Source organism: Pseudomonas sp. MPFS, assembly GCF_022537035.1.
Lineage (GTDB): Bacteria > Pseudomonadota > Gammaproteobacteria > Pseudomonadales > Pseudomonadaceae > Aquipseudomonas > Aquipseudomonas sessilinigenes.
Genome location: NZ_CP066123.1, coordinates 6,200,195 through 6,224,179, shown reverse-complemented (window position 1 = coordinate 6,224,179; position 23,985 = coordinate 6,200,195). Strand labels below are relative to the sequence as shown.

24 protein-coding genes and 1 pseudogene are annotated in these 23,985 nt (G+C 62.0%); 18 read left to right on the top strand and 7 right to left on the bottom strand.

Going from position 1 to position 23,985, the window contains the following annotated elements; translation table 11 throughout:
- Positions 1-93 precede the first annotated feature (93 nt).
- From I9018_RS28590 to I9018_RS28580, 3 genes are read left to right on the top strand one after another with little or no spacing between them, the layout of a single operon-like run.
- The gene (locus I9018_RS28590; RefSeq protein ID WP_241108106.1) at positions 94-456 is read left to right on the top strand and encodes a CidA/LrgA family protein; all 363 of its coding nucleotides are present in this window, start codon (positions 94-96) and stop codon (positions 454-456) included.
- Positions 453-1,169 carry an LrgB family protein gene (locus I9018_RS28585; RefSeq protein ID WP_068579536.1) on the top strand — a complete coding sequence of 239 codons (717 nt, stop codon included), beginning with the start codon at positions 453-455 and terminating at the stop codon, positions 1,167-1,169. Before I9018_RS28590 ends, I9018_RS28585 begins: the two co-directional genes overlap by 4 nt.
- Before the next feature lie 11 nt (positions 1,170-1,180).
- Complete coding sequence (locus I9018_RS28580; RefSeq protein WP_124347290.1) at positions 1,181-1,771, top strand: LON peptidase substrate-binding domain-containing protein; 591 nt, start codon at positions 1,181-1,183, stop codon at positions 1,769-1,771.
- A gap of 19 nt (positions 1,772-1,790) precedes the next feature.
- Here I9018_RS28580 and I9018_RS28575 read toward each other — a convergent pair whose 3' ends face one another.
- Positions 1,791-3,107, bottom strand: a complete 1,317-nt coding sequence (locus I9018_RS28575; protein WP_241108105.1) for a bifunctional DedA family/phosphatase PAP2 family protein — start codon at positions 3,105-3,107, stop codon at positions 1,791-1,793.
- Between the two features lie 38 nt (positions 3,108-3,145).
- Positions 3,146-3,832 carry a DNA-3-methyladenine glycosylase gene (locus I9018_RS28570; protein WP_241108104.1) on the bottom strand — a complete coding sequence of 229 codons (687 nt, stop codon included), beginning with the start codon at positions 3,830-3,832 and terminating at the stop codon, positions 3,146-3,148.
- Between the two features lie 165 nt (positions 3,833-3,997).
- On the opposite strand from I9018_RS28570, the gene I9018_RS28565 reads away from it, so the two are divergent.
- The 13 genes and pseudogenes from I9018_RS28565 (at position 3,998) to I9018_RS28505 (ending at position 16,400) form a co-directional block, all read left to right on the top strand.
- Entirely contained in the window at positions 3,998-5,263 is a 1,266-nt protein-coding gene (locus tag I9018_RS28565) for a glutamate-5-semialdehyde dehydrogenase (RefSeq protein ID WP_241108103.1), read from the top strand.
- Positions 5,263-5,907, top strand: a complete 645-nt coding sequence (gene nadD, locus I9018_RS28560; RefSeq protein WP_068579553.1) for a nicotinate-nucleotide adenylyltransferase — start codon at positions 5,263-5,265, stop codon at positions 5,905-5,907. The genes I9018_RS28565 and nadD overlap by 1 nt, the downstream gene beginning before the upstream one ends.
- Before the next feature lie 75 nt (positions 5,908-5,982).
- A pseudogene (gene rsfS, locus I9018_RS28555) lies at positions 5,983-6,390 on the top strand (ribosome silencing factor); the annotation flags it as partial.
- Between the two features lie 9 nt (positions 6,391-6,399).
- Positions 6,400-6,867, top strand: coding sequence for a 23S rRNA (pseudouridine(1915)-N(3))-methyltransferase RlmH (gene rlmH, locus I9018_RS28550; protein ID WP_011063671.1), 468 nt, complete (start codon positions 6,400-6,402; stop codon positions 6,865-6,867).
- A 12-nt stretch (positions 6,868-6,879) separates the two neighbouring features.
- Complete coding sequence (gene mrdA / locus I9018_RS28545; protein ID WP_241108102.1) at positions 6,880-8,775, top strand: penicillin-binding protein 2; 1,896 nt, start codon at positions 6,880-6,882, stop codon at positions 8,773-8,775.
- 31 nt (positions 8,776-8,806) lie between these two features.
- Positions 8,807-9,910 (top strand): rod shape-determining protein RodA, encoded by a 1,104-nt coding sequence (gene rodA, locus I9018_RS28540; RefSeq protein ID WP_068579663.1) that lies wholly within the window; start codon positions 8,807-8,809, stop codon positions 9,908-9,910.
- Positions 9,911-9,927: 17 nt separating this feature from the next.
- Complete coding sequence (gene mltB / locus I9018_RS28535) at positions 9,928-10,938, top strand: lytic murein transglycosylase B (RefSeq protein ID WP_068579562.1); 1,011 nt, start codon at positions 9,928-9,930, stop codon at positions 10,936-10,938.
- Complete coding sequence (locus I9018_RS28530; RefSeq protein ID WP_241108101.1) at positions 10,938-11,939, top strand: septal ring lytic transglycosylase RlpA family protein; 1,002 nt, start codon at positions 10,938-10,940, stop codon at positions 11,937-11,939. The genes mltB and I9018_RS28530 overlap by 1 nt, the downstream gene beginning before the upstream one ends.
- Before the next feature lie 184 nt (positions 11,940-12,123).
- Entirely contained in the window at positions 12,124-13,281 is a 1,158-nt protein-coding gene (locus I9018_RS28525) for a D-alanyl-D-alanine carboxypeptidase family protein (RefSeq protein ID WP_068579568.1), read from the top strand.
- An 81-nt stretch (positions 13,282-13,362) separates the two neighbouring features.
- Positions 13,363-13,638: a DUF493 domain-containing protein gene (locus I9018_RS28520; protein ID WP_025129297.1), complete on the top strand. Its 276-nt coding sequence runs from the start codon at positions 13,363-13,365 to the stop codon at positions 13,636-13,638.
- A complete protein-coding gene (gene lipB, locus I9018_RS28515; RefSeq protein ID WP_068579570.1) occupies positions 13,638-14,285 on the top strand; it encodes a lipoyl(octanoyl) transferase LipB in 648 nt (215 codons plus the stop codon). Before I9018_RS28520 ends, lipB begins: the two co-directional genes overlap by 1 nt.
- A gap of 1 nt (position 14,286) precedes the next feature.
- A complete protein-coding gene (gene lipA / locus I9018_RS28510; protein ID WP_068579572.1) occupies positions 14,287-15,312 on the top strand; it encodes a lipoyl synthase in 1,026 nt (341 codons plus the stop codon).
- 140 nt (positions 15,313-15,452) lie between these two features.
- Positions 15,453-16,400, top strand: a complete 948-nt coding sequence (locus tag I9018_RS28505; protein ID WP_068579574.1) for an LD-carboxypeptidase — start codon at positions 15,453-15,455, stop codon at positions 16,398-16,400.
- Positions 16,401-16,443: 43 nt separating this feature from the next.
- Here I9018_RS28505 and I9018_RS28500 read toward each other — a convergent pair whose 3' ends face one another.
- The 5 genes from I9018_RS28500 to leuS form a co-directional block, all read right to left on the bottom strand.
- Positions 16,444-17,766 carry a lytic murein transglycosylase gene (locus I9018_RS28500; protein ID WP_241108100.1) on the bottom strand — a complete coding sequence of 441 codons (1,323 nt, stop codon included), beginning with the start codon at positions 17,764-17,766 and terminating at the stop codon, positions 16,444-16,446.
- Positions 17,767-17,829: 63 nt separating this feature from the next.
- Entirely contained in the window at positions 17,830-17,991 is a 162-nt protein-coding gene (gene arfA, locus I9018_RS28495) for an alternative ribosome rescue factor ArfA (RefSeq protein ID WP_007927093.1), read from the bottom strand.
- Between the two features lie 111 nt (positions 17,992-18,102).
- Positions 18,103-19,140 (bottom strand): DNA polymerase III subunit delta, encoded by a 1,038-nt coding sequence (gene holA / locus I9018_RS28490; protein ID WP_241108099.1) that lies wholly within the window; start codon positions 19,138-19,140, stop codon positions 18,103-18,105.
- A gap of 39 nt (positions 19,141-19,179) precedes the next feature.
- Positions 19,180-19,785, bottom strand: coding sequence for an LPS assembly lipoprotein LptE (lptE, locus tag I9018_RS28485; protein ID WP_068579595.1), 606 nt, complete (start codon positions 19,783-19,785; stop codon positions 19,180-19,182).
- An 89-nt stretch (positions 19,786-19,874) separates the two neighbouring features.
- Complete coding sequence (leuS, locus tag I9018_RS28480; protein ID WP_124347297.1) at positions 19,875-22,481, bottom strand: leucine--tRNA ligase; 2,607 nt, start codon at positions 22,479-22,481, stop codon at positions 19,875-19,877.
- A gap of 262 nt (positions 22,482-22,743) precedes the next feature.
- Between leuS and I9018_RS28475 the strand changes: the two genes are divergently transcribed.
- Both I9018_RS28475 and I9018_RS28470 read left to right on the top strand, forming a co-directional pair.
- A complete protein-coding gene (locus I9018_RS28475; RefSeq protein WP_124347298.1) occupies positions 22,744-23,064 on the top strand; it encodes a hypothetical protein in 321 nt (106 codons plus the stop codon).
- 126 nt (positions 23,065-23,190) lie between these two features.
- Positions 23,191-23,952, top strand: coding sequence for a YdcF family protein (locus tag I9018_RS28470; RefSeq protein ID WP_241108098.1), 762 nt, complete (start codon positions 23,191-23,193; stop codon positions 23,950-23,952).
- Positions 23,953-23,985: the final 33 nt, after the last annotated feature.

Sequence of the window (23,985 nt, the reverse complement as noted above, 5' to 3'; positions counted from 1 at the left end):
CCGGCTCGGTAAAGACCCATGCTTTTGGCGAATGCCGGTTCATCGCGCCTGCGTGCTTATAATGCGCGACGGGATCTGGCTGGAGAGGGCGGTATGTTGTTACGCGGTTTGACATGGCTGGTGCTGTTCCAACTGATCGGGACGGCGCTCAATCATCTGCTGTTGCCCGTATTGCCGGGGCCGATCATCGGCCTGCTATTGCTGCTGGTGTTCCTGGTCGTGCGCGGTGAAGTGGGCGAGCCGTTGAACCAGGCGGCCGGCAGTCTGTTGCGTTATCTACCACTGTTGCTGGTACCGCCTGCTGTCGGGGTGATGGTCTACGCCCGGGATATCGCTGCGGACTTCTGGGCCATCGCCGGGGCGCTGGTGCTGTCGCTGGTGCTTTCCATGGCCTTTGCCGGAGTGCTGATGCAGCGCCTGGTCAAGCGCCAGGCTCGCCGGGAGGAGCGCCCATGAGTTTCGATTGGCAGGGGGCCTGGGCCGCGGTCATCCACCATCCGCTGTTTGGCATCGGTATCACCCTCGGGGCCTATCAACTGGTGCTGGCGGCATTCGAAAAGACTCGCTGGATGTTCCTGCAGCCGGTGCTGGTATCGATGCTGCTGGTGATCGGGGTACTGCTCGGTTGTGGGTTGAGCTATGCCGAGTACCGCAAGAGCACCGAGATCCTGAGCATTCTCCTGGGGCCGGCTACAGTCGCCCTGGCGGTGCCGCTGTACCTCAACCTGCGACGTATCCGCCAGTTGTTCTGGCCGATATTTACTACGCTGGTGGTGGGTGGGGTTCTGGCCACTAGCCTGGGCGTGTTGCTTGGGTGGTGGTTCGGTGCCGAGCACATGATCCTCATGACCATGGCACCCAAGTCGGTTACCTCACCGATCGCCATGCTGGTGGCCGAGCAGATCGGCGGGGTAGCGGCACTGGCCGCGGTGTTCGTGCTGATCACGGGCGTGATTGGTGCGATTTTCGGCCCCGGCCTGCTCGATCGCCTGGGAGTCCGGGCACCCGAGGCCCGGGGCATGGCGCTGGGCATGACGGCACACGCCGTGGGCACGTCGGTGGCCCTGCAAGAAAGTGAGGAGTGCGGCGCCTTTGCCGCGCTGGCGATGAGTCTGATGGGCGTGGCCACGGCAGTCCTGCTGCCATTGGCGGTGTCGTTGCTGGTTTGAGGATGGATGTCATGAGTCTGCCGCTGTTCCCCTTGAATACCGTGCTGTTTCCCGACTGCATTCTGGACTTGCAGATCTTCGAAGCTCGCTACCTGGACATGATCGGCCGCTGCATGAAGCAGGGGAGCGGGTTCGGTGTGGTGTGCATCCTGGAGGGCGCGGAAACGGGTGTGGCTGCCCCAGGTTATGCCCAGGTAGGTTGCGAGGCACTGATTACCGACTTCCACCAGCAGGACAATGGCTTGCTGGGCATTCGGGTCAAGGGCGGGCGGCGCTTTCGTGTCCTTGGTAGCGAGGTGCAGAAGGATCAGTTGGTCGTGGCCCAGGTCCGCTGGCTGGATGAGGCGGCGGAGCAGCCATTGAAGGAAGACGACGCCGACCTGGTGGCGCTGCTCAAGGCCCTGGCCGAACATCCGATGGTCGAGGCCCTGGACATGGGCGTCGAGGCCGCAGGGCAACAGTCACTGGCCAATCAACTGGCGTACCTGTTGCCCTTTTCCGAGCTGGACAAGATCGATCTGCTGCAACTGGACGATCCACAGCAGCGTCTGGATGCCATTCAACTGCTATTGGATGAGTTGCAAGGTGAGCTCTTCGCCTGAGCCACACCCTCCCGGCGACTCAATAGGCGTAGCGCAGCAGCGCTTGCGGCAAATGTCGCATCGACATAAAGGCACACAGCAGCACCATCACTGGCAGCACCAGCCACCAGGCCTTGGCCGGCATCGGCTTGAGCGGGGCCTGCCACTGGACCAGGGTCAGGCTGGCGGTACAGACGCAGGCTGCGAGCATTGCCCCGGCAAAAATGTCGGTCGGCCAATGAGCTCCCAGATAAACCCGTGACAGGGCGATCGACATTGCCGGCAGGCAGCCCAGCAGCAGCCAGGTCAAGCGCATCCGCGGCGGTTGACCGCGGCCAGCCAGCACCGCGAGGGTCAGGAACAGGGCAAAGGATCCGGAGGCGTGACCGCTGGGCATGCTGAAGCTGGCCAGCGGCTCGCTCAGCACTTCCGGGCGTATCCGGGCGAAGAACCACTTGCCGGCGGTATTGGCCAGTGCAGTGCACAGCAGCGTGGCGCCGGCGAACAACGCATGGCGCCACTGGCGCAGCAGCACCAGCAACAGGGTCAGGGCCGCGCTGATGATGAACATGGCGCGAAACTCGCCGATCTGGGTGACCATCACCATGATCCTGTCCAGTGCCGGGTCGCGGTGTTCCTGCACCAGGGCTATCAGCCCCTGGTCGAACTGGGCCAGGTAGGGGTAACCGATGAACAGCCCCAGCAGTAGCGCCAGGCTCAGGCCGGACATCAACAGGGTCGCCCGGCGATGGCGACGCAGGCTGCTGTTGACGCTCAGGCCGATCAATACCGCGAGGCTGCCGATGACCACGCCGGCCTGGGGCCAGAACCCTTCGGGCAGAGGCAGGCGAATGGCCGCGCCGGTGGCCCAGCCGGGCAGCAGGTAGGCCACCGACCAGCCTGCCGCAGCCAGTAGGCTGACGGCGAAGAACCGCGGGAACGGCATGTCGAACATGCCCGCCACCATCGGCAGCATTGGGCGCAGGGGGCCGATGAAGCGTCCAACCAGCAGGCTGGCAATGCCATAGCGCTGGAAATAGGCTTCGGCGCCGGTGATCCATTCAGGGTGCTGGCGCAGCCCTGGCAAGCGGCGGATGCGCTGGTGGAAGCGACGTCCCAGCAGGTAGGACGTGACATCGCCCAGGATGCCGGCGGCGAAGCCCAGCAGCAGGGTCTCGCCCAACGACAAGGCGCCATTGCCTGCCAATACCGCGATAGCGAACAACAGTACGGTGCCGGGGACGATCAGGCCGGCGATGGCCAGGCACTCCACGAACGCGACGATAAATACCGCGGCTGCCAGCCACTGTGGGTTGCCGCTTAGCCAGGCGGTCACGCTGTCGAGCCATGGGCCCATAGATTCAACTCCATTGTCAGTATCGAGCGGTGATGGGGTCAGCCGAGGATGAGGTAGTCGCGGCCCTCGACCTGGCCCCGGCGCAACGGGTTCCGGGTGCAGTACGGCGCGTAGGCGGCGTCGACGAAACGGTACATCAGGTGTTCATCGCGGCCCTTGGGTATGCCCAGGCGGGTGCTTTGGATGATCTGCGATACGGCGGCACCGACATCCTCGACAAAGAGGGCTTCGTGATCGAAGCGTTTCGCATCCCATACTGGGACTTTCAGGCCGAGGGCCTTGCATAGCAGGGTCTGGCCGGCGCAAAGCTTCTGCCAGGGGCGCGGCTGGCCGCTGGCGTCCGGGTTGTTCAGTTGCATTTGCGCCAGGCTGGCAGGGCCGGAAATCTCGTCGACCCAGGGGTAGGCGGACTTGATCAGCACGGCGTTGCCCGGGCCTTGGGCGCTGAAGTTCAGTGAGTCGCCGCCCCGGGCGTAGTACATATAGATGTGGCCGCCATCCAGAAACAACGCCTTACGTTTTTCTGTGAAGCCGAGGGAGGCATGGCTGCCTTTTTCCTCGCAGTAATAGGCTTCAGTCTCGATAATGCGCACGGACAACCACAGGTCGCCGACTTTATGGCGGATGACCTTGCCCAGCAGCTCACGGGCCAGGAGCTGAGCATCACGGTCGAAAAAGCCATCAGGCAGGGCTTTGGGCAGTTTCGCAGAGGTCAGGATGGACATGGTGGTGATGAGATGTGGTCAGAAAAGTGCCGGGATGATAACAACTCCAGGCTTAATTCAGGCTGAACTGCGAGTATTTCGACCATCCGCCCGTGACCGCTGTCCGTGGGCGGGCGCGACAGCTATAATCAGCCGCTTTCCTCTTTGCCAAGACCACACCAGACCATGACTGAGTCCGTTCTTGACTATATGACCCGTTTGGGTCGCGCTGCCCGCCAAGCTTCCCGGGTCATCGCCCGTGCCACCACCGCGCAGAAGAACCGTGCGCTGCTGGCGGCTGCCGATGCGCTGGACGCCGCGCGACCGGAACTGGCCGCGGCCAATGAACAGGACCTGGCCAATGGTCGGGCCAATGGTCTGGAACCGGCCCTGCTGGACCGCCTGGCACTGACTCCCGCGCGCATCGACGAGATGATCGAAGGCTTGCGCCAGGTGGCCAAGCTGCCTGACCCCATCGGTGAAATCCGTGACATGCGCTACCTGCCTTCAGGGATCCAGGTGGGCAAGATGCGTGTGCCGTTGGGCGTGATCGGCATCATCTACGAATCGCGTCCCAACGTGACCATCGACGCGGCGGCCCTGTGCCTGAAGTCCGGCAACGCCACCATCCTGCGTGGTGGCTCCGAAGCCATTCATTCCAATCGCGCCATCGCCACCTGCATCCAGCAGGGGTTGGCGGCGGCCGAGCTGCCAGCCCATGTGGTGCAGGTGGTGGAAACCACCGACCGCGCAGCGGTCGGCGCGTTGATCACCATGCCCGAGTTCGTCGACGTGATCGTGCCTCGTGGCGGCAAGAGCCTGATCGAACGGGTCAGCCGCGATGCCAGGGTGCCGGTGATCAAGCATCTGGATGGGGTCTGCCACGTGTTCATCGATGTGGCAGCGGACCTGGACAAGGCCATTCGTATCGCCGACAACGCCAAGACCCAGCGCTACGCTCCGTGCAACACCATGGAGACGCTGCTGGTTCACGGGGCCATCGCCGAGCGCGTCCTGCCGCCTTTGGCCGCGATCTATCGCGACAAGGGGGTCGAGTTGCGAGGCTGCCAGCAGACCCGGTCGATCCTTGGGGCCGATGTACTGGAAGCCACCGAAGAGGACTGGCGTACCGAGTACACCGCGCCGATCCTCTCGATTCGTGTAGTGGATGGCCTGGAGCAGGCCATCGAGCACATCAATACCTATGGTTCGCACCATACCGACTCCATCGTCACCGAGAACTTCACCGATGCCCGGCGCTTCCTCAACGAGGTGGACTCCAGTTCGGTGATGGTCAATGCCTCGACGCGTTTCGCCGATGGTTTCGAGTATGGCCTGGGCGCGGAGATCGGCATTTCCACCGACAAGCTGCACGCCCGTGGTCCTGTGGGCCTGGAAGGCCTGACCAGCGAGAAGTATGTGGTGTTCGGCGACGGTCACGTGCGTACTTGATGGGCAAACGTATCGGCCTGCTGGGTGGCACCTTCGATCCAGTGCATATCGGCCACCTGCGTGGCGCACTGGAAGTGGCCGAATCCATGCGACTCGACGAGCTGCGCCTGGCACCCAGTGCCAGGCCGCCTCATCGGGATACACCGCAGGTGTCGGCGCTCGATCGTCTGGCGATGGTCGAGCGTGCGGTGGCGGGCGTCTCACCCCTGGTGGTGGACGACCGTGAGCTGAAACGGGACAAACCGTCCTACACCATAGACACACTGGAGCAGATGCGTGCCGAACTGGCTGCTGACGACCAGTTGTTCCTGCTGTTGGGCTGGGACGCATTTTGCGGCCTGCCCACCTGGCATCGCTGGGAGGAGTTGCTCCAGCATTGCCACATCCTGGTGCTGCAACGCCCGGATGCCGATAGCGAGCCGCCGGATGCCCTGCGCAACCTGTTGGCGGCCCGCTCGGTGAGCGATCCGCTGGCCCTGGCAGGGCCGGGGGGACATATTGCATTCGTCTGGCAGACACCGCTCGCGGTGTCTGCCACCCAGATCCGTCAACTGCTGGCCAGCGGTAAGTCGGTACGTTTCCTGGTGCCTGACGCGGTCCTGGCCTATATCGATGCTCACGGACTTTACCGTGCGCCGAACTGAAGGAATGCTGCCGGCCCAGGCCGTGCGGCGTTCCGTACATACGAGCTGAACGAGTTTTATATGACTAACCAAGTAATGAAAGGCGAAGATCTGGTCAAGGTGGCTGTTGCCGCGCTGGAAGACGTCAAGGCCCAGGACATCCTGGTGATCGATGTGCGCGACAAGCAGAGCATCACCGACTACATGGTGATCGCCACCGGTACCTCCAACCGCCAGATCGGCGCGATGCTGGAAAAGGTCCGCGAGATGGTCAAGGCCCAGGGCGTACGCCCGCTGGGTGAAGAAGGCAAGGGCGACAGCGACTGGGTCCTGCTGGACCTGGACGACGTGATCGTGCACATGATGACCGCCTCTGCCCGCCAGTTCTACGACCTGGAGCGCCTGTGGCAGGGCGCTGAGCAGAGTCGTGCGGCCGACGGCAAGCACCACAGCCCGGAAAACACCCATGAGCACTTCGCCAAGCTCAACAAAGACCAGCAATAAGGGACGGCTGTGCGCCTGCGTCTGATCGCTGTCGGTTCACGCATGCCCAAATGGGTGGAAGAGGGTTGGCATGAGTATGCCAAGCGTCTGCCGTCCGAGTTGGCGCTGGAACTGGTGGAAATACCGCTCAATACCCGAGGCAAGAATGCCGACGTGGCCCGCTTTATCCGTCAGGAAGGCGAGGCCATGCTGGCCAAGGTCGGGCATAACGAGCGCATCGTCACCCTCGAGGTGCACGGCAAGCCCTGGAGCACCGAGCAGTTGGCGGTGGAGCTGGATCGCTGGCGCCTCGACTCGCGTACTGTGAACTTCATGGTCGGTGGCCCGGAAGGGCTGGCACCGGAGGTCTGTGCGCGGGCCGACCAGCGTTGGTCGTTGTCGCCCCTGACCCTGCCGCACCCCCTGGTGCGGATTCTCATCGGCGAACAGCTGTATCGTGCCTGGACCGTGCTGTCTGGCCACCCCTACCACAAGTAGCCCACGCCCCTCATGTCTCAGCCGATCCGTATCAAGGACCATGAAAAAGACGCCCGCCTGGTGCGTAACCGGGTGGTGTTCGGCGCCATTCTGGTGGTCTGCCTGATCGGCGTGCTGATTGCCCGCCTGTACTACCTGCAGGTGATCCAGTACGAGATTCACTCGACCAAGTCGGAGAGCAACCGGGTTCATATGCTGTCTATTCCACCGAGTCGGGGTCTGATCTATGACCGCAACGGCGTGGTGGTGGCTGACAACCGGCCTAGCTTCAGCCTGAGCATGACGCGCGAGCGCTCCGGTGACTGGCGGCAGGTGCTCGATGTGGTCGTCGAAGTGCTGGAGCTGACGCCCGAAGACCGCGTGCTGTTCGAAAAACGCGTCAAGCAAGGGCGGCGGGCATTCGAGCCGGTGCCGATCCTGTTCGAGCTGACGGAAGAACAGATAGCCCGCATCGCAGTGAACCAGTTCCGCCTGCCAGGCGTGGAAGTGGTTGCCCAGTTGGTCCGGCATTACCCACAGGGAGCGCACTTCGCCCATTCCGTGGGCTATGTGGGACGGATCAGCGAAAAAGAACAGAAGACCCTGGACAAGGTGAACTACAGCGGCACGCACCATATCGGCAAGACCGGTATCGAGCGCTTCTACGAGGCGGAGCTGCACGGGCAGGTCGGTTACGAAGAGGTCGAGACCAATGCTCGAAATCGTGTGTTGCGCGTGCTCAAGCGTACCGACCCGATTCCAGGCAAGGACATTGTCCTGAGCCTGGATATCAAGTTGCAGGAAGCGGCGGAGGCGGCCCTGGGTGGTCGACGGGGCGCGGTGGTGGCATTGGACCCGAACACTGGTGAAGTCCTGGCGATGGTCAGCCAGCCAAGCTTCGACCCCAACCTGTTCGTGACCGGTATCAGCTTCAAGGCCTATGCCGAATTGCGCGACTCCATCGACCGGCCGCTGTTCAATCGGGTACTGCGCGGACTCTACCCGCCAGGCTCGACCATCAAGCCGGCGGTGGCGATTGCCGGACTGGATGCCGGGGTCGTCACGGCGGCGACCCGGGTTTATGACCCCGGCTACTACCAATTGCCCAACTACGATCACAAATACCGTAACTGGAACCGCACTGGCGACGGCTTCGTTGACCTGGATACGGCGATCATGCGGTCCAACGACACCTATTTCTACGACCTGGCCCACAAGCTGGGGATCGATCGGCTCTCGGCCTACATGGGCAAATTTGGCATCGGCCAGAAAGTTTCCCTGGATATGTTCGAGGAGTCGCCAGGGCTGATGCCTACCCGCGAGTGGAAGCGTGCGACCCGGCGCCAGGCCTGGTTCCCGGGGGAAACCCTGATCCTCGGAATCGGCCAGGGCTACATGCAGTCGACACCGCTGCAGCTGGCCCAGGCTACCGCCCTGGTGGCCAACAAGGGGCGCTGGAACCGGCCGCATCTGGCCAAGAGCATCGAGGGCGAAAAACCCGTGGATCACAATCCGATGCCGGATATCGTGCTGCGCGACCCGGCGGACTGGACGCGGGTCAACCATGGCATGCAACAGGTGATGCACGGTGCCCGGGGTACCGCACGCAAGGCTGCGGTCGGCTCGCCGTATCGCATCGCCGGCAAGAGTGGTACGGCCCAGGTGGTAGCGATCAAGCAGGGCGAGAAGTACGACCGCTCCAAGGTCCAGGAGCGCCACCGCGACCACGCCTTGTTCGTGGGGTTCGCGCCTGCCGAGAATCCGAAGATCGTGGTGTCGGTGATGGTGGAGAACGGTGAGTCGGGCTCCGGTGTCGCCGCACCTGTAGTGCGCCAGGTCATGGATGCCTGGCTCCTGGGCCCGGATGGCCAGCTCAAGCCAGAATTCGCCAGCCCTATCAGCACGGAGGCTACGGCCCGTGAAGAGTAATTTTGACCGCATTCTGTCCAGCGAGGATGTGATGCGGCGTCGGGCGACGCTATTGCAACGCCTGCATATCGATGGCCCTTTGTTGATCCTGCTGCTGACCCTGGCCGCCGGCAGCCTGTTCGTGCTGTATTCGGCCAGCGGCAAGAGCTGGGACCTGTTGGCCAAGCAAGCCACGTCCTTCGGTATCGGCCTGGTGTCGATGATTGTCATCGCCCAGTTCGAGCCGCGCTTCATGGCGCGCTGGGTACCGCTGGGCTATGTGTTCGGCGTGGTGCTGCTGGTGGTGGTGGACGTGATGGGGCATAACGCCATGGGGGCGACCCGTTGGATCAATGTCCCCGGGGTCATCCGCTTCCAGCCTTCGGAGTTCATGAAGATCATCATGCCGGCGACCATCGCCTGGTACCTGTCCAAGCGCACCTTGCCGCCGCACCTCAAGCACGTGGCGATCAGCCTCATCCTGATCGGCTTGCCGTTCATGCTGATCGTGCGCCAGCCCGACCTGGGTACGGCCTTGCTGATCCTGGCCGGGGGCACCTTCGTGCTGTTCATGGGCGGTTTGCGCTGGCGCTGGATCATCGGTGTGCTGGCGGCCGCGGTGCCGGTGGCGATTGCCATGTGGATGTTCATCATGCACGACTACCAGAAGCAGCGGATCCTGACCTTCCTCGACCCGGAAAGCGATCCTTTGGGTACCGGCTGGAACATCATCCAGTCCAAGGCGGCCATCGGCTCCGGCGGCGTGTTCGGCAAGGGCTGGTTGCTGGGCACCCAATCGCACCTGGACTTTTTGCCCGAGAGCCACACCGACTTTATTATCGCGGTCCTGGGCGAGGAGTTCGGCCTGGTGGGGATCTGCGCCTTGTTGCTGATCTACCTGCTGCTGATCGGGCGCGGCCTGGTGATCACGGCGCAGGCCCAGACACTGTTCGGCAAGTTGCTGGCAGGCAGCCTGACCATGACGTTTTTTGTTTACGTTTTCGTCAACATCGGTATGGTCAGTGGCTTGTTGCCGGTGGTGGGAGTTCCGTTGCCCTTCATTAGCTACGGAGGAACTTCGTTGGTGACGCTACTGTCAGCGTTTGGGGTTTTGATGTCGATCCATACCCATCGCAAGTGGATCGCACAGGTTTGATTAAGGTGAAGAATTCAATGCAAGTAATGCGTGGCTGGACCGCTCGGTATGCTCCATGGGTCGGTCTGGCGAGCATCCTGGGGGCCGTGGAACCTGCTTCGGCTGGTGCCTACGAAGGCTCGCCCCAGGTTGCCGAATTCGTCGGGGAAATGACCCGGGACTACGGTTTTGCCGGTGAGCAGCTCATGAGCGTGTTCCGCGAAGCCGAGCGCAAGCAAGCAATTCTTGATGCCATTTCGCGACCTGCCGAGCGGGTCAAGCAGTGGAAGGAATACCGCCCGATGTTCATCACCGACGCGCGCATTGCCCGCGGTGTGGACTTCTGGCGCCAGCACGAGGCGGTGTTGGCCCGGGCTGAACAGGAGTACGGAGTACCGGCCCAGGTCATCGTGTCGATCATCGGCGTCGAGACCTTTTTCGGGCGTAATACGGGCAATTATCGGGTGATCGATGCCTTGTCGACCCTGGGCTTCGATTATCCGCCGCGGGCTGAATTCTTCCGCAAGGAGCTGCGCGAGTTCCTGCTGTTGGCGCGCGAAGAACAACTGGATCCGCTGAGTCTCAAGGGCTCCTACGCCGGTGCCATGGGGCTGCCGCAGTTCATGCCGAGCAGCTTCCGGGCCTATGCCGTGGATTTCGATGGCGATGGGCACATCAATATCTGGACCAATCCGGACGATGCCATCGGCAGCGTGGCCAGCTACTTCAAGCGCCATGGTTGGGTCGCCGGCGAGCCGGTGGTCAGTCGCGCCGACGTGCGCGGCGATCGTGTAGATGAGGGCCTGACTACCGGGATCGAGCCGACGAAGACCGTCGGGGAGTTGCGAGCCCTGGGCTGGTCGAGTCATGATGCGCTGCGCGATGATATGCCGGTTACTGCTTTCCGTCTGGAGGGTGATAACGGTCCGGAATACTGGATGGGCCTGAAGAACTTCTACGCGATCACTCGCTATAATCGCAGCGTGATGTATGCCATGGCCGTACATCAGCTGTCTGAACAGCTGGTCCAAGCACGGGGCGTCAAGTAATGCTGGCAATGCCAATCTGCAAACCCCTGAAGCTGCTGGCTTTTGCCGCATTGTCGCTGTTGGTGGCCAGTTGCTCGACGAGCCGCGCGCCACAGCAGAAACCCACCAATACCGTGCGTTCGATGCCGGGCCTGGATATCAATCGCGCCCACAAGGATGGCGCGCCCTGGTGGGATGTCGATGTATCGCGCATTCCCGATGCCACCCCGACCCTGCATACCGGCCCGTACAAGGCCAACCCCTATACGGTGCTGGGCAAGACCTACTTCCCGATCCAGGAGTCCAAGAACTACGTGGCGTCGGGCACGGCTTCCTGGTACGGCACCAAGTTCCACGGCCAGAACACCGCCAATGGCGAGGTCTATGATTTGTACGGCATGAGTGCCGCGCACAAGACACTGCCATTGCCCAGCTATGTGCGGGTGACCAACCTGGACAACAACCGCAGCGTGATCCTGCGGGTCAACGACCGGGGGCCGTTCTATTCAGACCGGATTATCGACCTGTCTTATGCGGCGGCCAAGAAGCTCGGTTATGCCGAGACCGGGACTGCCCGAGTCAAGGTCGAGGGCATCGATCCTCAGCAATGGTGGGCCCAGCGTGGCCGTCCGGCGCCTTTGATGCTCAACGAGCCGCAAGTGGCGCAGAATAGCGCGCCGGTGATCACCAGTTCGGCCGGTACGGTCGAGCAGTGGACTCCGCCACCGCAGCAACATGCGGCCGCGGTGGTTCCTGTACAGGTCAAGAACGGTTCTGCGGCCGCTTCCGGCCAGTACCTGCAGGTAGGCGCCTTCGCCAATCCGGATGCGGCCGAGCTGTTGAGGTCGAAGTTGAGTTCAATGGTGAGCGCCCCGGTGTTCATCAGTTCGATCGTACGTAATCAGCAGACGCTGCACCGGGTACGCCTGGGGCCGTTCGGATCGCCGGGAGAAACCCAGCAAGCGCAGAATAGCGTGCGCCTGGCCAACCTGGGTCAGGCGAGCGTGGTCACTGCAGAGTAGGGACGCTGAGAAATGATGGTTCGCTTGCGGTACTGGGGGGCGATCCTGGTTGTTAGCTCGTCGTACAACAAAAGCCCGGCAAGGGTCAGTGAGTGAACAACGTTACACGCGACAGCCCTTTAGACGGTTGTCTGAAATAATTTTGCCCCTGGGGCAAGTTTCCATTAGCGACTTCGAGAGACGGATGAACATCACCACCTTTGCCAAACGCCTGTGCCTGCTTGTCCCGCTGATCATCACGCCCGCCGCCTGGGCGGTAGAGGCGATGCCGTCGCCACCGCAGCTGGCCGCCAAATCCTATGTGCTCATGGATGCCAGCAGCGGAAACGTGCTGGTGGAGAACAACGGTGACCAGCGCCTGCCGCCGGCCAGCTTGACCAAGCTGATGACCGCCTATATCGCCACCCTGGAAATCCGCCGTGGCCAGATCGGCGAGAACGATCCAGTGACCGTCAGTGAAAACGCCTGGCGTACCGGCGGTTCGCGGATGTTCATCAAGGTGGGTTCGCAAGTCTCCGTCAGCGACCTGCTGCACGGCATCATCATCCAGTCGGGCAACGACGCCAGCGTGGCGATTTCCGAGCATATCGCCGGTAGCGAAGACGCCTTCGCCGACATGATGAACAAGACTGCCGGCGACCTGGGCATGAGCAACAGCCACTTCATGAACCCGACCGGCCTGCCGAACCCCGAGCATTACTCGTCGGCCCATGACATGGCGTTGCTGGCCCGCGCGATCATCCATGAAGACCCGGCTCACTATGCGATCTACTCGCAGAAGGAGTTCTTCTGGAACGGTATCAAGCAGCCTAACCGCAACCTGTTGCTGTGGCGTGACAAGACCGTCGATGGCCTGAAGACCGGCCACACGGACGAAGCGGGCTATTGCATGGTGTCCTCGGCGGTACGTGATGGCATGCGCCTGATCGCCGTGGTATTCGGTACCAACAGCGAACAGGCCCGCGCAGCCGAGACCCAGAAGCTTCTGACCTACGGTTTCCGCTTCTTCGAAACCCAGACCTTCTACCAGAAGGGCACCGAACTGGCCCAGGCGCCGGTTTGGAAGGGCACGACCCATCAAGTCAAGGCCGGCCTGGCCGAAGACCTGACCATGACCATGCCCAAGGGCCAGCTGAAGAAGCTGGCAGCCAGCATGACCATGAACCCGCAGCTGGTCGCTCCGATCGCCAAGGGTGACGTGATCGGTAAGGTCGAAGTGAAACTGGACGATAAAGTGGTGCACAGCGCCGACCTGATCGCTCTGGACGCGGTCGAGGAAGGTGGTATCTTCCGTCGCATGTGGGATAGCATCCGTCTATTCTTCTACGGCTTGTTCAACTGATATTGTCGACCTGCATGGCCCTCGCTCCCTAGTGGTGCGGGGGCCATGTCCGTCGCCACGGCTTACGAGGCCGTTACTGCCATGACAGACACTGACGTTAAGTCGCACAAGATTGAATTCCCCGTCGATGACTATCCGATCAAGGTGATCGGTGACACGGTCGTCGGCTTCAAGGACACCGTGATCGAGATCCTTGCCAAGTACGCCACCCTGGACATCAAGTCCCTGGCCGAGCGCCAGAGCAGCAATGGCAAGTACACCACTGTACAACTGCACATCACCGCCACCGGTGAAGACCAACTGCGTGATATCAATAGTGCCCTGCGTGCTACCGGTGTCGTCCACATGGTGCTGTGATGTCGCAGACGCTGGGCTTTCGTGAGCTTGGCCTGATGGCCTATGAGCCGGTCTGGCAGGCCATGCAGCGCTTCACCAACCAACGCGGTACCGAGGCACCGGACGAAGTCTGGCTGGTGCAACATCCTCCGGTCTTTACCCAGGGGCAGGCCGGCAAGGCCGAGCATCTGCTGGTGCCGGGCGATATTCCCGTGGTGCAGGCTGATCGTGGTGGCCAGGTGACTTATCACGGGCCTGGCCAGTTGGTGGCTTATCTCTTGCTGGATGTGCGCAGACTGGGTTTCGGCGTACGTGAACTGGTCAGCCGCATGGAGCGTTGCCTGATCGATTTACTGGCCAGTTATGGCGTTTCGGCAGCGGCCAAGCCCGATGCGCCAGGCGTCTATGTAGACGGGGCGAAAATCGCCTCCCTGGGCTTGCGTATTCGCCACGGCTGCTCCTTCCATGGCCTGGCATTGAACGTGGACATGGACTTGCAGCCGTTCCGACGGATTAACCCCTGTGGTTACGCCGGGTTGGCAATGACCCAGCTGAGCGACCATGCAGGACCGATTGAATTTGCCGAGGTAAGTGCCCGGCTGCGTGCGCAGCTCGTCAAACACCTCGACTATGCTGAGCAGACGACCCTAACGGGCGGAATCGACTGATATGACTACTGCGCAACAAGACGCTGTTCAAACCCTGATCCCGACGCTGGATGTTTCCGAGCGGCCGGCCCGTGCGAAAGTTGAAACCGGCGTCAAGTTGCGCGGTGCAGAGAAGGTCGCGCGTATTCCGGTGAAGATCATCCCGACCACCGAGTTGCCGAAGAAGCCTGACTGGATTCGCGTGCGGATCCCGGTATCGCCAGAGGTCGATCGGATCAAGCAGTTGCTGCGCAAGCACAAGCTGCATAGCGTCTGCGAAGAGGCATCCTGCCCGAACCTGGGTGAGTGTTTCTCTGGTGGTACCGCGACGTTCATGATCATGGGCGATATCTGCACCCGCCGTTGCCCCTTCTGTGATGTTGGCCATGGTCGTCCAAAACCCCTGGATGTCGATGAGCCGGTGAACCTAGCCGTGGCCATCGCCGACCTGCGCCTGAAGTATGTGGTAATCACCTCCGTGGACCGCGACGACCTGCGCGACGGCGGTGCCCAGCACTTTGCCGACTGCATCCGCGAAATCCGCAAGCTGTCGCCAAATGTGCAATTGGAAACCCTGGTCCCCGACTATCGCGGCCGCATGGACATCGCCCTGGAAATTACCGCGGCCACTCCACCGGATGTGTTCAACCACAACCTGGAAACCGTACCGCGCCTGTACAAGGCCGCGCGCCCGGGTTCGGATTACCAGTGGTCGTTGACCCTGCTGCAGAAGTTCAAGCAGCTGGTGCCTCACGTGCCGACCAAGTCAGGCTTGATGCTGGGCCTGGGTGAGACCGACGACGAAGTCATCGAAGTGATGAAGCGCATGCGCGAGCATGACATCGACATGCTGACCCTTGGCCAGTACCTGCAGCCGTCGCGTAACCACCTGCCGGTGCAGCGTTTCGTGCACCCGGACACCTTCGCCTGGTTCGCCGAGGAAGGCTATCGGATGGGCTTCAAGAACGTGGCATCCGGCCCGCTGGTGCGTTCCTCGTACCACGCCGACGAACAAGCGAAGCTGGCCAAAGAAGGCCTGGTTTCCTGATTCGTTCCGCCCGCAAGAGCTGATTCTTGCGGGCGGTCTACCGATCCACCTCCTTTGTGTCTCTGGCGGGCGATTTCCCCTTCTGTTTCCTGGCATTCATGGCTACTGTGCTTGAGTGAACTCACACAGGGAGACTCTGCATGCCCACTCAACCGACTGCTGCTCTTCATGCCCATCTGCCAGTTCCGGCATTGGCAGCCGAAGGCGTCATCGGCCTTATCGCGCCGGCTGGCCCGGCGGCGCTGGATACTGAAAAAGCCCTTCAATGGATGCGCTCCAGAGGGTATGGGCTGCGAATCTTTCCCGGGGTAGGGCAGCAGGATGGCTATTTGGCCGGTAGTGATGAGGTGCGCCTGCACGACCTGCATGCGGCCTTCGCCGATACCGAAGTCGACGCGATCCTGTGCTTGCGTGGGGGGTATGGCAGCCCGCGACTGCTGGACAAGATCGATTTCGACCTGCTGCGCCGACACCCCAAGCCTTTCATCGGCTACAGCGATATCACGGCGCTGCATCTGGCGATAAATCGTTATGCGGGTTTTGTCAGTTTCCACGGGCCGATGCTCAATGCCGATCTGCTGGGCGGCAAGCAGCCACCGACCGAGGCGTCCCTCTTCAATCTGCTCAGGGGACAGGTCAGGGCGGGCAGTCCGCTGCCTCATCCGGTGGCCTTTGCGCTGACGACCATCGAGCCGGGCATCGCGCAGGGCCCGCTGCTGGGAGGCAACCTATCGATGATCGCCAGCACCCTGGGTACCCCTTACGAAATCGTTACCGATGGCACCATTCTGTTCATCGAGGATGTCAACGAACCGTTGTACCGCATTGACCGCTTGCTCAATCACCTGCGCCTGGCGGGCAAGCTCGACAAGCTACGAGGGGTGTTGGTGGGAGATGTGGCCGGAGTGGATTTCAGCGCGCTCTGCGGGCTGCTCAAGCAGACCTTCGAGCCATTTCGGATTCCCGTGCTGGCTGGGTGGCGCAGTGGTCATTGCGATCCTAACTTGACCTTGCCCATGGGCGCCCTGGTCAAGCTCGACGCAGGGGCCAGGACGTTGACCCTGGCCCAGGACGTGGTCTTCAAGTAGCCAAGGCCTGGCGCAGGGGCTGTCCCTGGCGCCAGGTTGCTGCTCAAGGATTGCGCAGGCTGTCCAGCAGCTTGCGGGTCGGATAGCCATCTGCGGGCCAGCCCAAGGCTTGCTGGGCACTGCGAATGGCCTTGCGGGTGTTGGCGCCGATGATGCCGTCAGGATTGCCAGCATCATAGTTCCTGGCGCTGAGCAGGGTTTGCAGGTCGATACGCTCGGAGCGACTCAATGGCAATTCGTCTTTGGGCCAGCTGCCACTGATCAGCCCGGTACCGTTGAAGCGTTCGGACAACAGGTTCACCGCCAAGGCATAGGACGATGAGTTGTTGTACTTGAGCACGGCGCGGAAGTTATCCAGGATCAGGAAGGCAGGTCCCCGATAGCCCGCGGGCAGCAGCAGTGAAGCCGATAGCTGTTCTGAGCCGTAGGGCAATGCCTGGCCATTGACTGGCCGCATCCCCAGGCGCATCCACTCGGCAACGCTCTTGCGTGTGGAGGCATCGGCCAGGGCATAGTCGAATCCACTGTTGAGCTTGACCTCCAGCCCCCAGGGTTGTCCCTTCTGCCAGCCTGAGCTTTGCAGGTAATGGGCGGTCGAAGCCAGGGCGTCGGCGGGGCTGTTCCAGATATCCCGGCGGCCATCGCCGTCGAAATCCACGGCATGGGTGTTATAGGTGGTGGGGATGAACTGCGTCTGGCCCATGGCGCCGGCCCAGGACCCCAGCATTTTCTCGGGTTGGATGTCGCCGTGCTGGATGATCTGCAGGGCGGCGATCAGCTGGCTATTGGCAAAGGCTGGACGCCGGCCTTCATAGGCCAGGGTGGCCAACGAGCGGATCACCGATTTGTTGCCCTGGAAGTCACCGAAGTTGCTTTCCATGCCCCAGACGGCCACGAGGGCCTGGCGGTCCACTCCATAGCGCTGTTCGATTCGTTGCAGGATGTCACTGTACTGGACCAGCAGTGCCTGGCCCTTGCGTACTCGTACTGCGGAGAGGGCTCCATCCAGGTATTCCCATACCGGGCGAGTGAACTCGGGTTGGCTGCGATCGGCCTTGATCACGCTCATGTCCGGGGTGATGCCAGTAAAGGCGCGGTCGAATACCTCGGCACGGATCCCGGCGTTCAAGGCCTCGATGCGAAAGGCTCTGAGCCATTCATCGAACGTCTGGGGGGGCTGGATATCCAGGTTGTCGACGCTCAGTGGCGCGACAGTGGCAGGTGCCGCAATGGGAGCTGCCTGGAGGGTGGGCAGCGGCTGGGCGTCGGCGGCGGTGGGTTTTTCCGCGCAGGCGACCAACAGAATCAGGCTGGAGGCAGCGATCAGTTGGCGCAAGTGCCAACGACGGGGAATACAAGAGGGCATGCACAGGTCCAGAGTGAATAACAATCAGGTGCAGACCTTATCATGCCAATGGGGTCCGGGGCTTCAAGCAGCCAGAAAGTAAGAAGCCTCCCAGCTTTTAGACTGGAAGGCTTCGCGGCGGTAGCTGCCTTTGCCCTTGGCCGGGCGTTCCTGGCGGCTGCGGAACAGTGGTTGGGCAATGATGGATTTGGCCTTGTTGGGACCATGCTTGGATGGCTTGCTCATGGAGAGCCTCGCTGGCTGGGTGGGTTGTGCGGCGCAGATCATCGGCCAGAGCGCTGTCGCTGTCCAGTGCTCTTTAGTTCGGGGCGAGGTCAACAGGCCTGGCTGGCCTGCTTACTCGGCAGGCAAGGCCAGGCGCTGGCCGGCCATCAGGAGCGACAGGCGGCTCAGGCTGCTCCAGGCAGAACCACTGGCCTGGCCCTTGATCTGGGCATCGATGCGCTGTGCATCGAGTAGCAACTGGCCCCAGCGCTGCGCAGAGTAGCGTTGCAGGGCTTTGCTCATCAGCGGCTTGCGCTTGTCCCAGACAGGAGGCCGGGCTTGGCTGAAAACCTTGTCCAACGGCACTCCCTGGCTGAATTGCAGCGCCAGGTTGGCCAGCGATCGCAACTCCCGGGACAAGGCCCAGAGAATCACTGGAGGTTCCACGCCTTCGCCCTTGAGTCCTTCGAGCATGCGCAAGGCATGAGCGGCTTCACCATTGAGGATCGCATCGACCAGGCCGAACACATCGAAGCGTGCGCTATCGGCCACGGCAGCCTGGACCGTTTCAACGGTGATCTGCCCGCCTTCGGCCATCAGCTTGAGTTTTTCTATTTCCTGGGCTGCGGCCAACAGGTTGCCTTCGACCCGGGCGGCAATCAGTTCCACTGCATCCTGGCTGGCCGATAACCCTGCTTGCGACAGGCGTTGGCGGATCCACTGTGGTAGCTGGTTGGCATCCACGGGCCAGATCTGGATGAACTGGGTCTGGTTTCCTTCGACCAGCGCTTTGCCCCACTTGGTTTTCTGTGCGCTACCGTCGAGCTTGGGCAGGCTGATCAACAGCACCGTGTCTTCGGCGGGGCGCGAGCAGTACTCGATCAGCGCGGCGGCGCCTTTGTCCCCGGGCTTGCCCGAAGGCAGGCGCAGTTCAAGCAGGCGTTTTTGCGCAAACAGCGACATGCTGGCACCGGCTTGCAGCAGGCTGCCCCAGTCGAAGTTGGCGTCGGCACTGAATACCTGGCGCTCATCGAAGCCCTGCTGGCGTACGGCAGAGCGAATGGCGTCGGCGGCTTCCTGGCACAGCAGCGGGTCGTCGCCACTGATCACATAGACCGGAGCGAGGGTGCCTTGCAGGTGTTTGCCGAGTTGGGCGGGAGCGAGTTTCATAGGCGTGGGTCGGTGGGGCGCCGAAGCGCCCCACAAGGCTTACTGGTTGGGCAGTTCCATTGGCGACTGTCGCGGGGTTTCCGCTTCAGCCTTGCGTGCTGCTTCCAGGGCCTGGGCTTCTGCCTTGGCTTTGGCTTCGGCGGTGGCCTGGAGCTTGGCCAGCTGATCAGGCGTCAGCAACTGCAGGCGGATCAGCATGCGCTGGACCAGGTCGCGGCGCATTTCCTGGTAGGTCTGGGAGGACTCCTGGCCTGAACCGGTGATGTTGTTGCCGTCATGAACGAAGACTTTCTGCACTTCCAGCTTGTCGCTCAGCATGGACAGGTTGTCGTGAGTCAGGATTTCGTAGCTCAGCTTGGTGCTGATTTCATACTCGGCAGAGTTGCCACCACCGCTATAGCTCAGGGTGCGTTGGGAGTTCTGTTCGTTCACCAGTACCAATTTGTAAGGTGCGCCGGCATGGACCTGGACGCCACTGTTTTCCAGTTGCTGTTGCAGCAATTTAACAGTCGGGCCGTAGGCGTCCCGAGCGCTCAGGTCGAGCTCCTTGATGGTCAGCTCCTGGGTTCCTGTACCACGCAGATGGAAGCCACAGGCGCTCAGCACCAGGGCCATGCCCATCACCAGAAGGTTACGTTTGATCATGTCTTGCTCCCCTTGAAACCATATGGGCCCGCCTGGCGGCCCGGAAGGTCTTGTTCGGCACCCGGTCCCGGACCGGGTGCCTGATCCAATTAGCTGGCGACGATATTGACCAGTTTGCCTGGCACCACGATGACCTTGCGGATGGTCAGTCCATCGGTGAAGCGCAGCACGTTCTCGTTGGCACGTGCAGCGGCCTCGACCTCTTCACGACTGGCGCTGGCCGGCATCTCGATCTGGCCGCGCAGCTTGCCGTTGACTTGAATCACCAGTTGCAGGCTGTCCTGGACCAGGGCGCTTTCGTCCACGGCTGGCCAACCGGCGTCGATGACCGCGCCGGCCTGACCCAGCTCGGTCCACAGTTCATGGCTGATGTGTGGCGTGATCGGAGCCAGCAGCAGGGTGACGGCTTCCAGGCCTTCCTGCAGCAGGGCGCGGTCCTGTTCAGTGGCTTGCGGGGCTTTCTCCAGCACATTCATCAACGTCATCACCTGGGCGATGGCGGTGTTGAACTTGTGGAACTGGCCTACATCGGTGCTGGCTTGCTTGATCGCAGCGTGGATAGCACGCCGGATGACCTTCTGTGCGTCGTCCAGTGCGGCGACATCCAGCTTGCCCGGCAGGCCCTGGCCAACATGGTTTTGTGCCAGACGCCAGACGCGACGCAGGAAGCGGCTTGCCCCCTCGACGCCGGAATCGGACCATTCCAGGCTCATGTCGGGCGGCGAGGCGAACATCATGAACAGGCGGCAGGTGTCGGCGCCGTACTGGTCGATCATCGCCTGAGGATCAACGCCGTTGTTCTTGGACTTGGACATCTTCTCGGTGCCACCGATCTCCACCGGCAAGCCGTCGGTCTTCAGGCGTGCGCCGATGATCTTGGCCTTGGCATCGCGCTCGATTTCGACGTCGGCCGGATTGAACCAGTCCTTGCCGCCATTGCTGGCCACGCGGTAGTAGGTCTCGGCGACCACCATGCCCTGGGTCAACAGGTTCTTGAAGGGCTCGTTGGAGGTAACCAGGCCCTCATCGCGCATCAGCTTATGGAAGAAGCGTGCGTACAACAGGTGCAGGATCGCGTGTTCGATACCGCCGATGTACTGGTCCACCGGCAGCCAGTGGTTGGCGGCTTTCGGATCGACCATGCCACCTTCGTAGTTCGGCGAGGCGTAGCGGGCGAAGTACCAGGACGACTCGACGAAGGTGTCCATGGTGTCGGTTTCGCGCTTGGCCGCAGTACCGCATTTCGGGCAGCTGCATTCGTAGAATTCGGGCATGCGCGCCAGCGGCGAGCCAGCGCCGTCGGGCACCACGTCTTCGGGCAGCTTGACCGGCAGTTGGTCTTCCGGCACCGGGACGTCGCCGCAGGATGGGCAATGGATGATCGGGATCGGGCAGCCCCAGTAGCGCTGGCGGCTGATGCCCCAGTCGCGCAGGCGGAACTGGGTGCGAGACTTGCCCAGCTCCTTGCGGATCAGCGCGGCCTCGATGGCGTCGAATGCGCCGGCGAAATCCAGGCCATCGAACTCGCCGGAGTTGATCAGTTGGCCGTGCTCGCCATAGGCGGCCTGCCACTCGCTGCCGACTTCATCACCAGCGCTGGTGCGCACCACGGCCTTGATCGGCAGCTGGTACTTCTGGGCGAACTCGAAATCACGCTCGTCGTGCGCCGGAACAGCCATCACCGCGCCGTCGCCGTAGTGCATCAACACGTAGTTGGCGACCCAGACCGGCAGTTTTTCACCGGTCAGCGGGTGCTCGACCAGCAGGGAAGTGGCCATGCCTTTCTTTTCCTGGGTGGCCATATCGGCTTCGGCAACGCTGCCGTTCTTGCATTCTTCGATGAACGCCTGCAATGCAGGGTTGCCCTGGGCTGCCTGGGTGGCCAGCGGGTGCTCCGCGGCCACGGCAACGTAGGTTGCACCCATCAGGGTGTCTGGGCGGGTGGTGAAGACTTTCAGTGTGCCTTCGTGACCGATGCTGGCCTGGTCATAGGGGAACTGCACTTCCATGCCGCGGGACTTGCCGATCCAGTTGCGCTGCATGGTCTTGACCTGCTCGGGCCAGCCGGGCAGGTCGTCGAGGCTTTGCAGCAGTTCTTCGGCATAGTCGGTGATGCGGAAGTAGTACATCGGGATTTCGCGCTTCTCGATCAGCGCGCCGGAGCGCCAGCCGCGGCCGTCGATGACTTGCTCGTTGGCCAGTACGGTCTGGTCGGCCGGGTCCCAGTTCACGGTCCCGTTCTTGCGGTAGATCACGCCCTTTTCGAACAGGCGCGTGAACAACCACTGCTCCCAGCGGTAGTAGTCCGGCTTGCAGGTAGTGACTTCCCGGGACCAGTCCACCGCCAGACCCAGGCTACGCAGCTGGCTCTTCATGTAGGCGATGTTTTCGTAGGTCCATTTGGCCGGAGCGACGTTGTTCTTCATCGCGGCGTTTTCCGCCGGCATGCCGAAAGCATCCCAACCCATGGGTTGCAGGACGTTCTTGCCGAGCATGCGCTGGTAGCGGGCGATCACGTCGCCGATGGTGTAGTTGCGCACGTGCCCCATGTGTAGCTTGCCGCTCGGGTACGGGAACATCGATAGGCAGTAGTAAGTCTCCTGGCCTGGCTGTTCGCTGACTTCAAACGACTTTTGCGCGTCCCAGAACGACTGGGCGGCGGCTTCGATTTCACGGGGTTGGTAATGTTCGTGCATGGCTACTTTATGTATTGGATAAGGGTGGCCTAATCCTCTTCAACGCAACGTCGGGTGATGAAGGCGCCGGGATAAGGCGTTTTTCACTGCCCGATTGAGCTGGAAGTGGAGTTACAGGAAGCGTCGTAGCATACATGACCGTGCTCTACCGAGGGAAACCCTGATTACGCAGGCGGGCCGTTGGTCGCGGCAGCGCGTTGCCTGCGGCTGCCCGACTAAGCTCAAAAAGGGGAGTGAGTCTTATCTTCAATGAGGTGAACGGATGCTTGAGTCGCAGCGCAAAGCAACAGATACGGAGGTGTACGAACGGCTGCTGAATCGATTGGCTCTGGCCCTGGACGCGGCAAGAACCGCGGATCGGTTGCGCGACGAGCGCGCCGTCGAGTTGGAATTGCGGGGCTTGAGCCCTGCGGAGCTCGAACTGATCAAGGCCTATCTGGCTCGCAGTCAACGTGACATGCAGATCAATGCTTTGGGCAGTCTGCAGCAACAGGGCGCGCCCCGTTCGGCCGAGATCATCTGGCTGAAGGACCAGGCGCCGGTACGGGATCCGCTGAAAGTCCGGTCCCGGCAGTTCAAGTAGGCCCCATGGGCCCTTCATTGGGCGATAAAGGTCGTTGTCGAGGACCTTGCAAGCGAAAGTGGTTGGTATTGGTTGTTGCCGGACAGGCATCCCCTATAGGCTTCGGGCATCTTTTGGAGATGCTCGATGCCTTTTCGCTATTTCATCAAACAGTTACTGCTGCCCCCCGGCATTCTCCTGCTTCTGCTTCTGCTCGCCTGGTTATTGCGCCGCTCCAGGCCGCGGCTGGCGCGCTGCTGCTTTGTCCTGGGGCTGGGTGGTTTCTGGCTGATGAGCCTGCCAGTGATGGTGGAGTGGGGGGCTCGTGCCCTGGAGCAATTGCCTGCGTTGCCACAGAGCCAGTGGGCCAGCCTGGCCGGGCAGGCGGATGCAATCGTGGTCCTGGGCTCCGGTCGCGAGCGCGGTGACCCGGCCTGGGGTAGCGACCAGCCTACCGGCGTGGGCCTGGAGCGTGAGCGTTATGCTGCGCGCCTGGCCAAGGCTTCAGGCCTGCCGGTGCTGACCAGTGGCGGCCTGCACTACGGCACGCCACCTACCGAAGCGGCACTCATGGCAGAGTCATTGCTCAATGATTTTGGGGTGACGGTACGCTGGCAAGAGGGGCGGAGCCGCACGACCTGGGAGAATGCCCAGTTCACTGCCGAAGTCTTGCAGCCCCTGGGGATCAAGCGCGTGGTGGTGGTGACCCAGGCCTGGCACATGCCGCGCTCGGCCTGGAGTTTCGAGCGTGCGGGGTTCGTGGTGGTGCCGGCGCCGGTGGGTTTCCTGGGAATGGACAATGCCCGGCCACTGGGCGGCTGGATGCCGGAGTTCAAGTCCATCTGGCAAAGTGGCCAGTTGCTCAATGAAGCGGCGGGCCAATTGGGTTACCGGCTTTTCTACCGTTGAGGGCCGGCTCCCCAGGAGCCGGCTGGATCAAAG

What these genes read in the sequence shown, in the direction of transcription:
- I9018_RS28590 (WP_241108106.1), top strand. Translation starts at nt 94, where the DNA reads ATGTTGTTACGCGGTTTGACATGGCTGGTGCTGTTCCAACTGATCGGG.
- I9018_RS28585 (WP_068579536.1), top strand. Translation starts at nt 453, where the DNA reads ATGAGTTTCGATTGGCAGGGGGCCTGGGCCGCGGTCATCCACCATCCG.
- I9018_RS28580 (WP_124347290.1), top strand. Translation starts at nt 1,181, where the DNA reads ATGAGTCTGCCGCTGTTCCCCTTGAATACCGTGCTGTTTCCCGACTGC.
- I9018_RS28575 (WP_241108105.1), bottom strand. Translation starts at nt 3,107, where the DNA reads ATGGGCCCATGGCTCGACAGCGTGACCGCCTGGCTAAGCGGCAACCCA.
- I9018_RS28570 (WP_241108104.1), bottom strand. Translation starts at nt 3,832, where the DNA reads ATGTCCATCCTGACCTCTGCGAAACTGCCCAAAGCCCTGCCTGATGGC.
- I9018_RS28565 (WP_241108103.1), top strand. Translation starts at nt 3,998, where the DNA reads ATGACTGAGTCCGTTCTTGACTATATGACCCGTTTGGGTCGCGCTGCC.
- nadD (WP_068579553.1), top strand. Translation starts at nt 5,263, where the DNA reads ATGGGCAAACGTATCGGCCTGCTGGGTGGCACCTTCGATCCAGTGCAT.
- mrdA (WP_241108102.1), top strand. Translation starts at nt 6,880, where the DNA reads ATGTCTCAGCCGATCCGTATCAAGGACCATGAAAAAGACGCCCGCCTG.
- rodA (WP_068579663.1), top strand. Translation starts at nt 8,807, where the DNA reads ATGCGGCGTCGGGCGACGCTATTGCAACGCCTGCATATCGATGGCCCT.
- mltB (WP_068579562.1), top strand. Translation starts at nt 9,928, where the DNA reads ATGCAAGTAATGCGTGGCTGGACCGCTCGGTATGCTCCATGGGTCGGT.
- I9018_RS28530 (WP_241108101.1), top strand. Translation starts at nt 10,938, where the DNA reads ATGCTGGCAATGCCAATCTGCAAACCCCTGAAGCTGCTGGCTTTTGCC.
- I9018_RS28525 (WP_068579568.1), top strand. Translation starts at nt 12,124, where the DNA reads ATGAACATCACCACCTTTGCCAAACGCCTGTGCCTGCTTGTCCCGCTG.
- I9018_RS28520 (WP_025129297.1), top strand. Translation starts at nt 13,363, where the DNA reads ATGACAGACACTGACGTTAAGTCGCACAAGATTGAATTCCCCGTCGAT.
- lipB (WP_068579570.1), top strand. Translation starts at nt 13,638, where the DNA reads ATGTCGCAGACGCTGGGCTTTCGTGAGCTTGGCCTGATGGCCTATGAG.
- lipA (WP_068579572.1), top strand. Translation starts at nt 14,287, where the DNA reads ATGACTACTGCGCAACAAGACGCTGTTCAAACCCTGATCCCGACGCTG.
- I9018_RS28505 (WP_068579574.1), top strand. Translation starts at nt 15,453, where the DNA reads ATGCCCACTCAACCGACTGCTGCTCTTCATGCCCATCTGCCAGTTCCG.
- I9018_RS28500 (WP_241108100.1), bottom strand. Translation starts at nt 17,766, where the DNA reads ATGCCCTCTTGTATTCCCCGTCGTTGGCACTTGCGCCAACTGATCGCT.
- arfA (WP_007927093.1), bottom strand. Translation starts at nt 17,991, where the DNA reads ATGAGCAAGCCATCCAAGCATGGTCCCAACAAGGCCAAATCCATCATT.
- holA (WP_241108099.1), bottom strand. Translation starts at nt 19,140, where the DNA reads ATGAAACTCGCTCCCGCCCAACTCGGCAAACACCTGCAAGGCACCCTC.
- lptE (WP_068579595.1), bottom strand. Translation starts at nt 19,785, where the DNA reads ATGATCAAACGTAACCTTCTGGTGATGGGCATGGCCCTGGTGCTGAGC.
- leuS (WP_124347297.1), bottom strand. Translation starts at nt 22,481, where the DNA reads ATGCACGAACATTACCAACCCCGTGAAATCGAAGCCGCCGCCCAGTCG.
- I9018_RS28475 (WP_124347298.1), top strand. Translation starts at nt 22,744, where the DNA reads ATGCTTGAGTCGCAGCGCAAAGCAACAGATACGGAGGTGTACGAACGG.
- I9018_RS28470 (WP_241108098.1), top strand. Translation starts at nt 23,191, where the DNA reads ATGCCTTTTCGCTATTTCATCAAACAGTTACTGCTGCCCCCCGGCATT.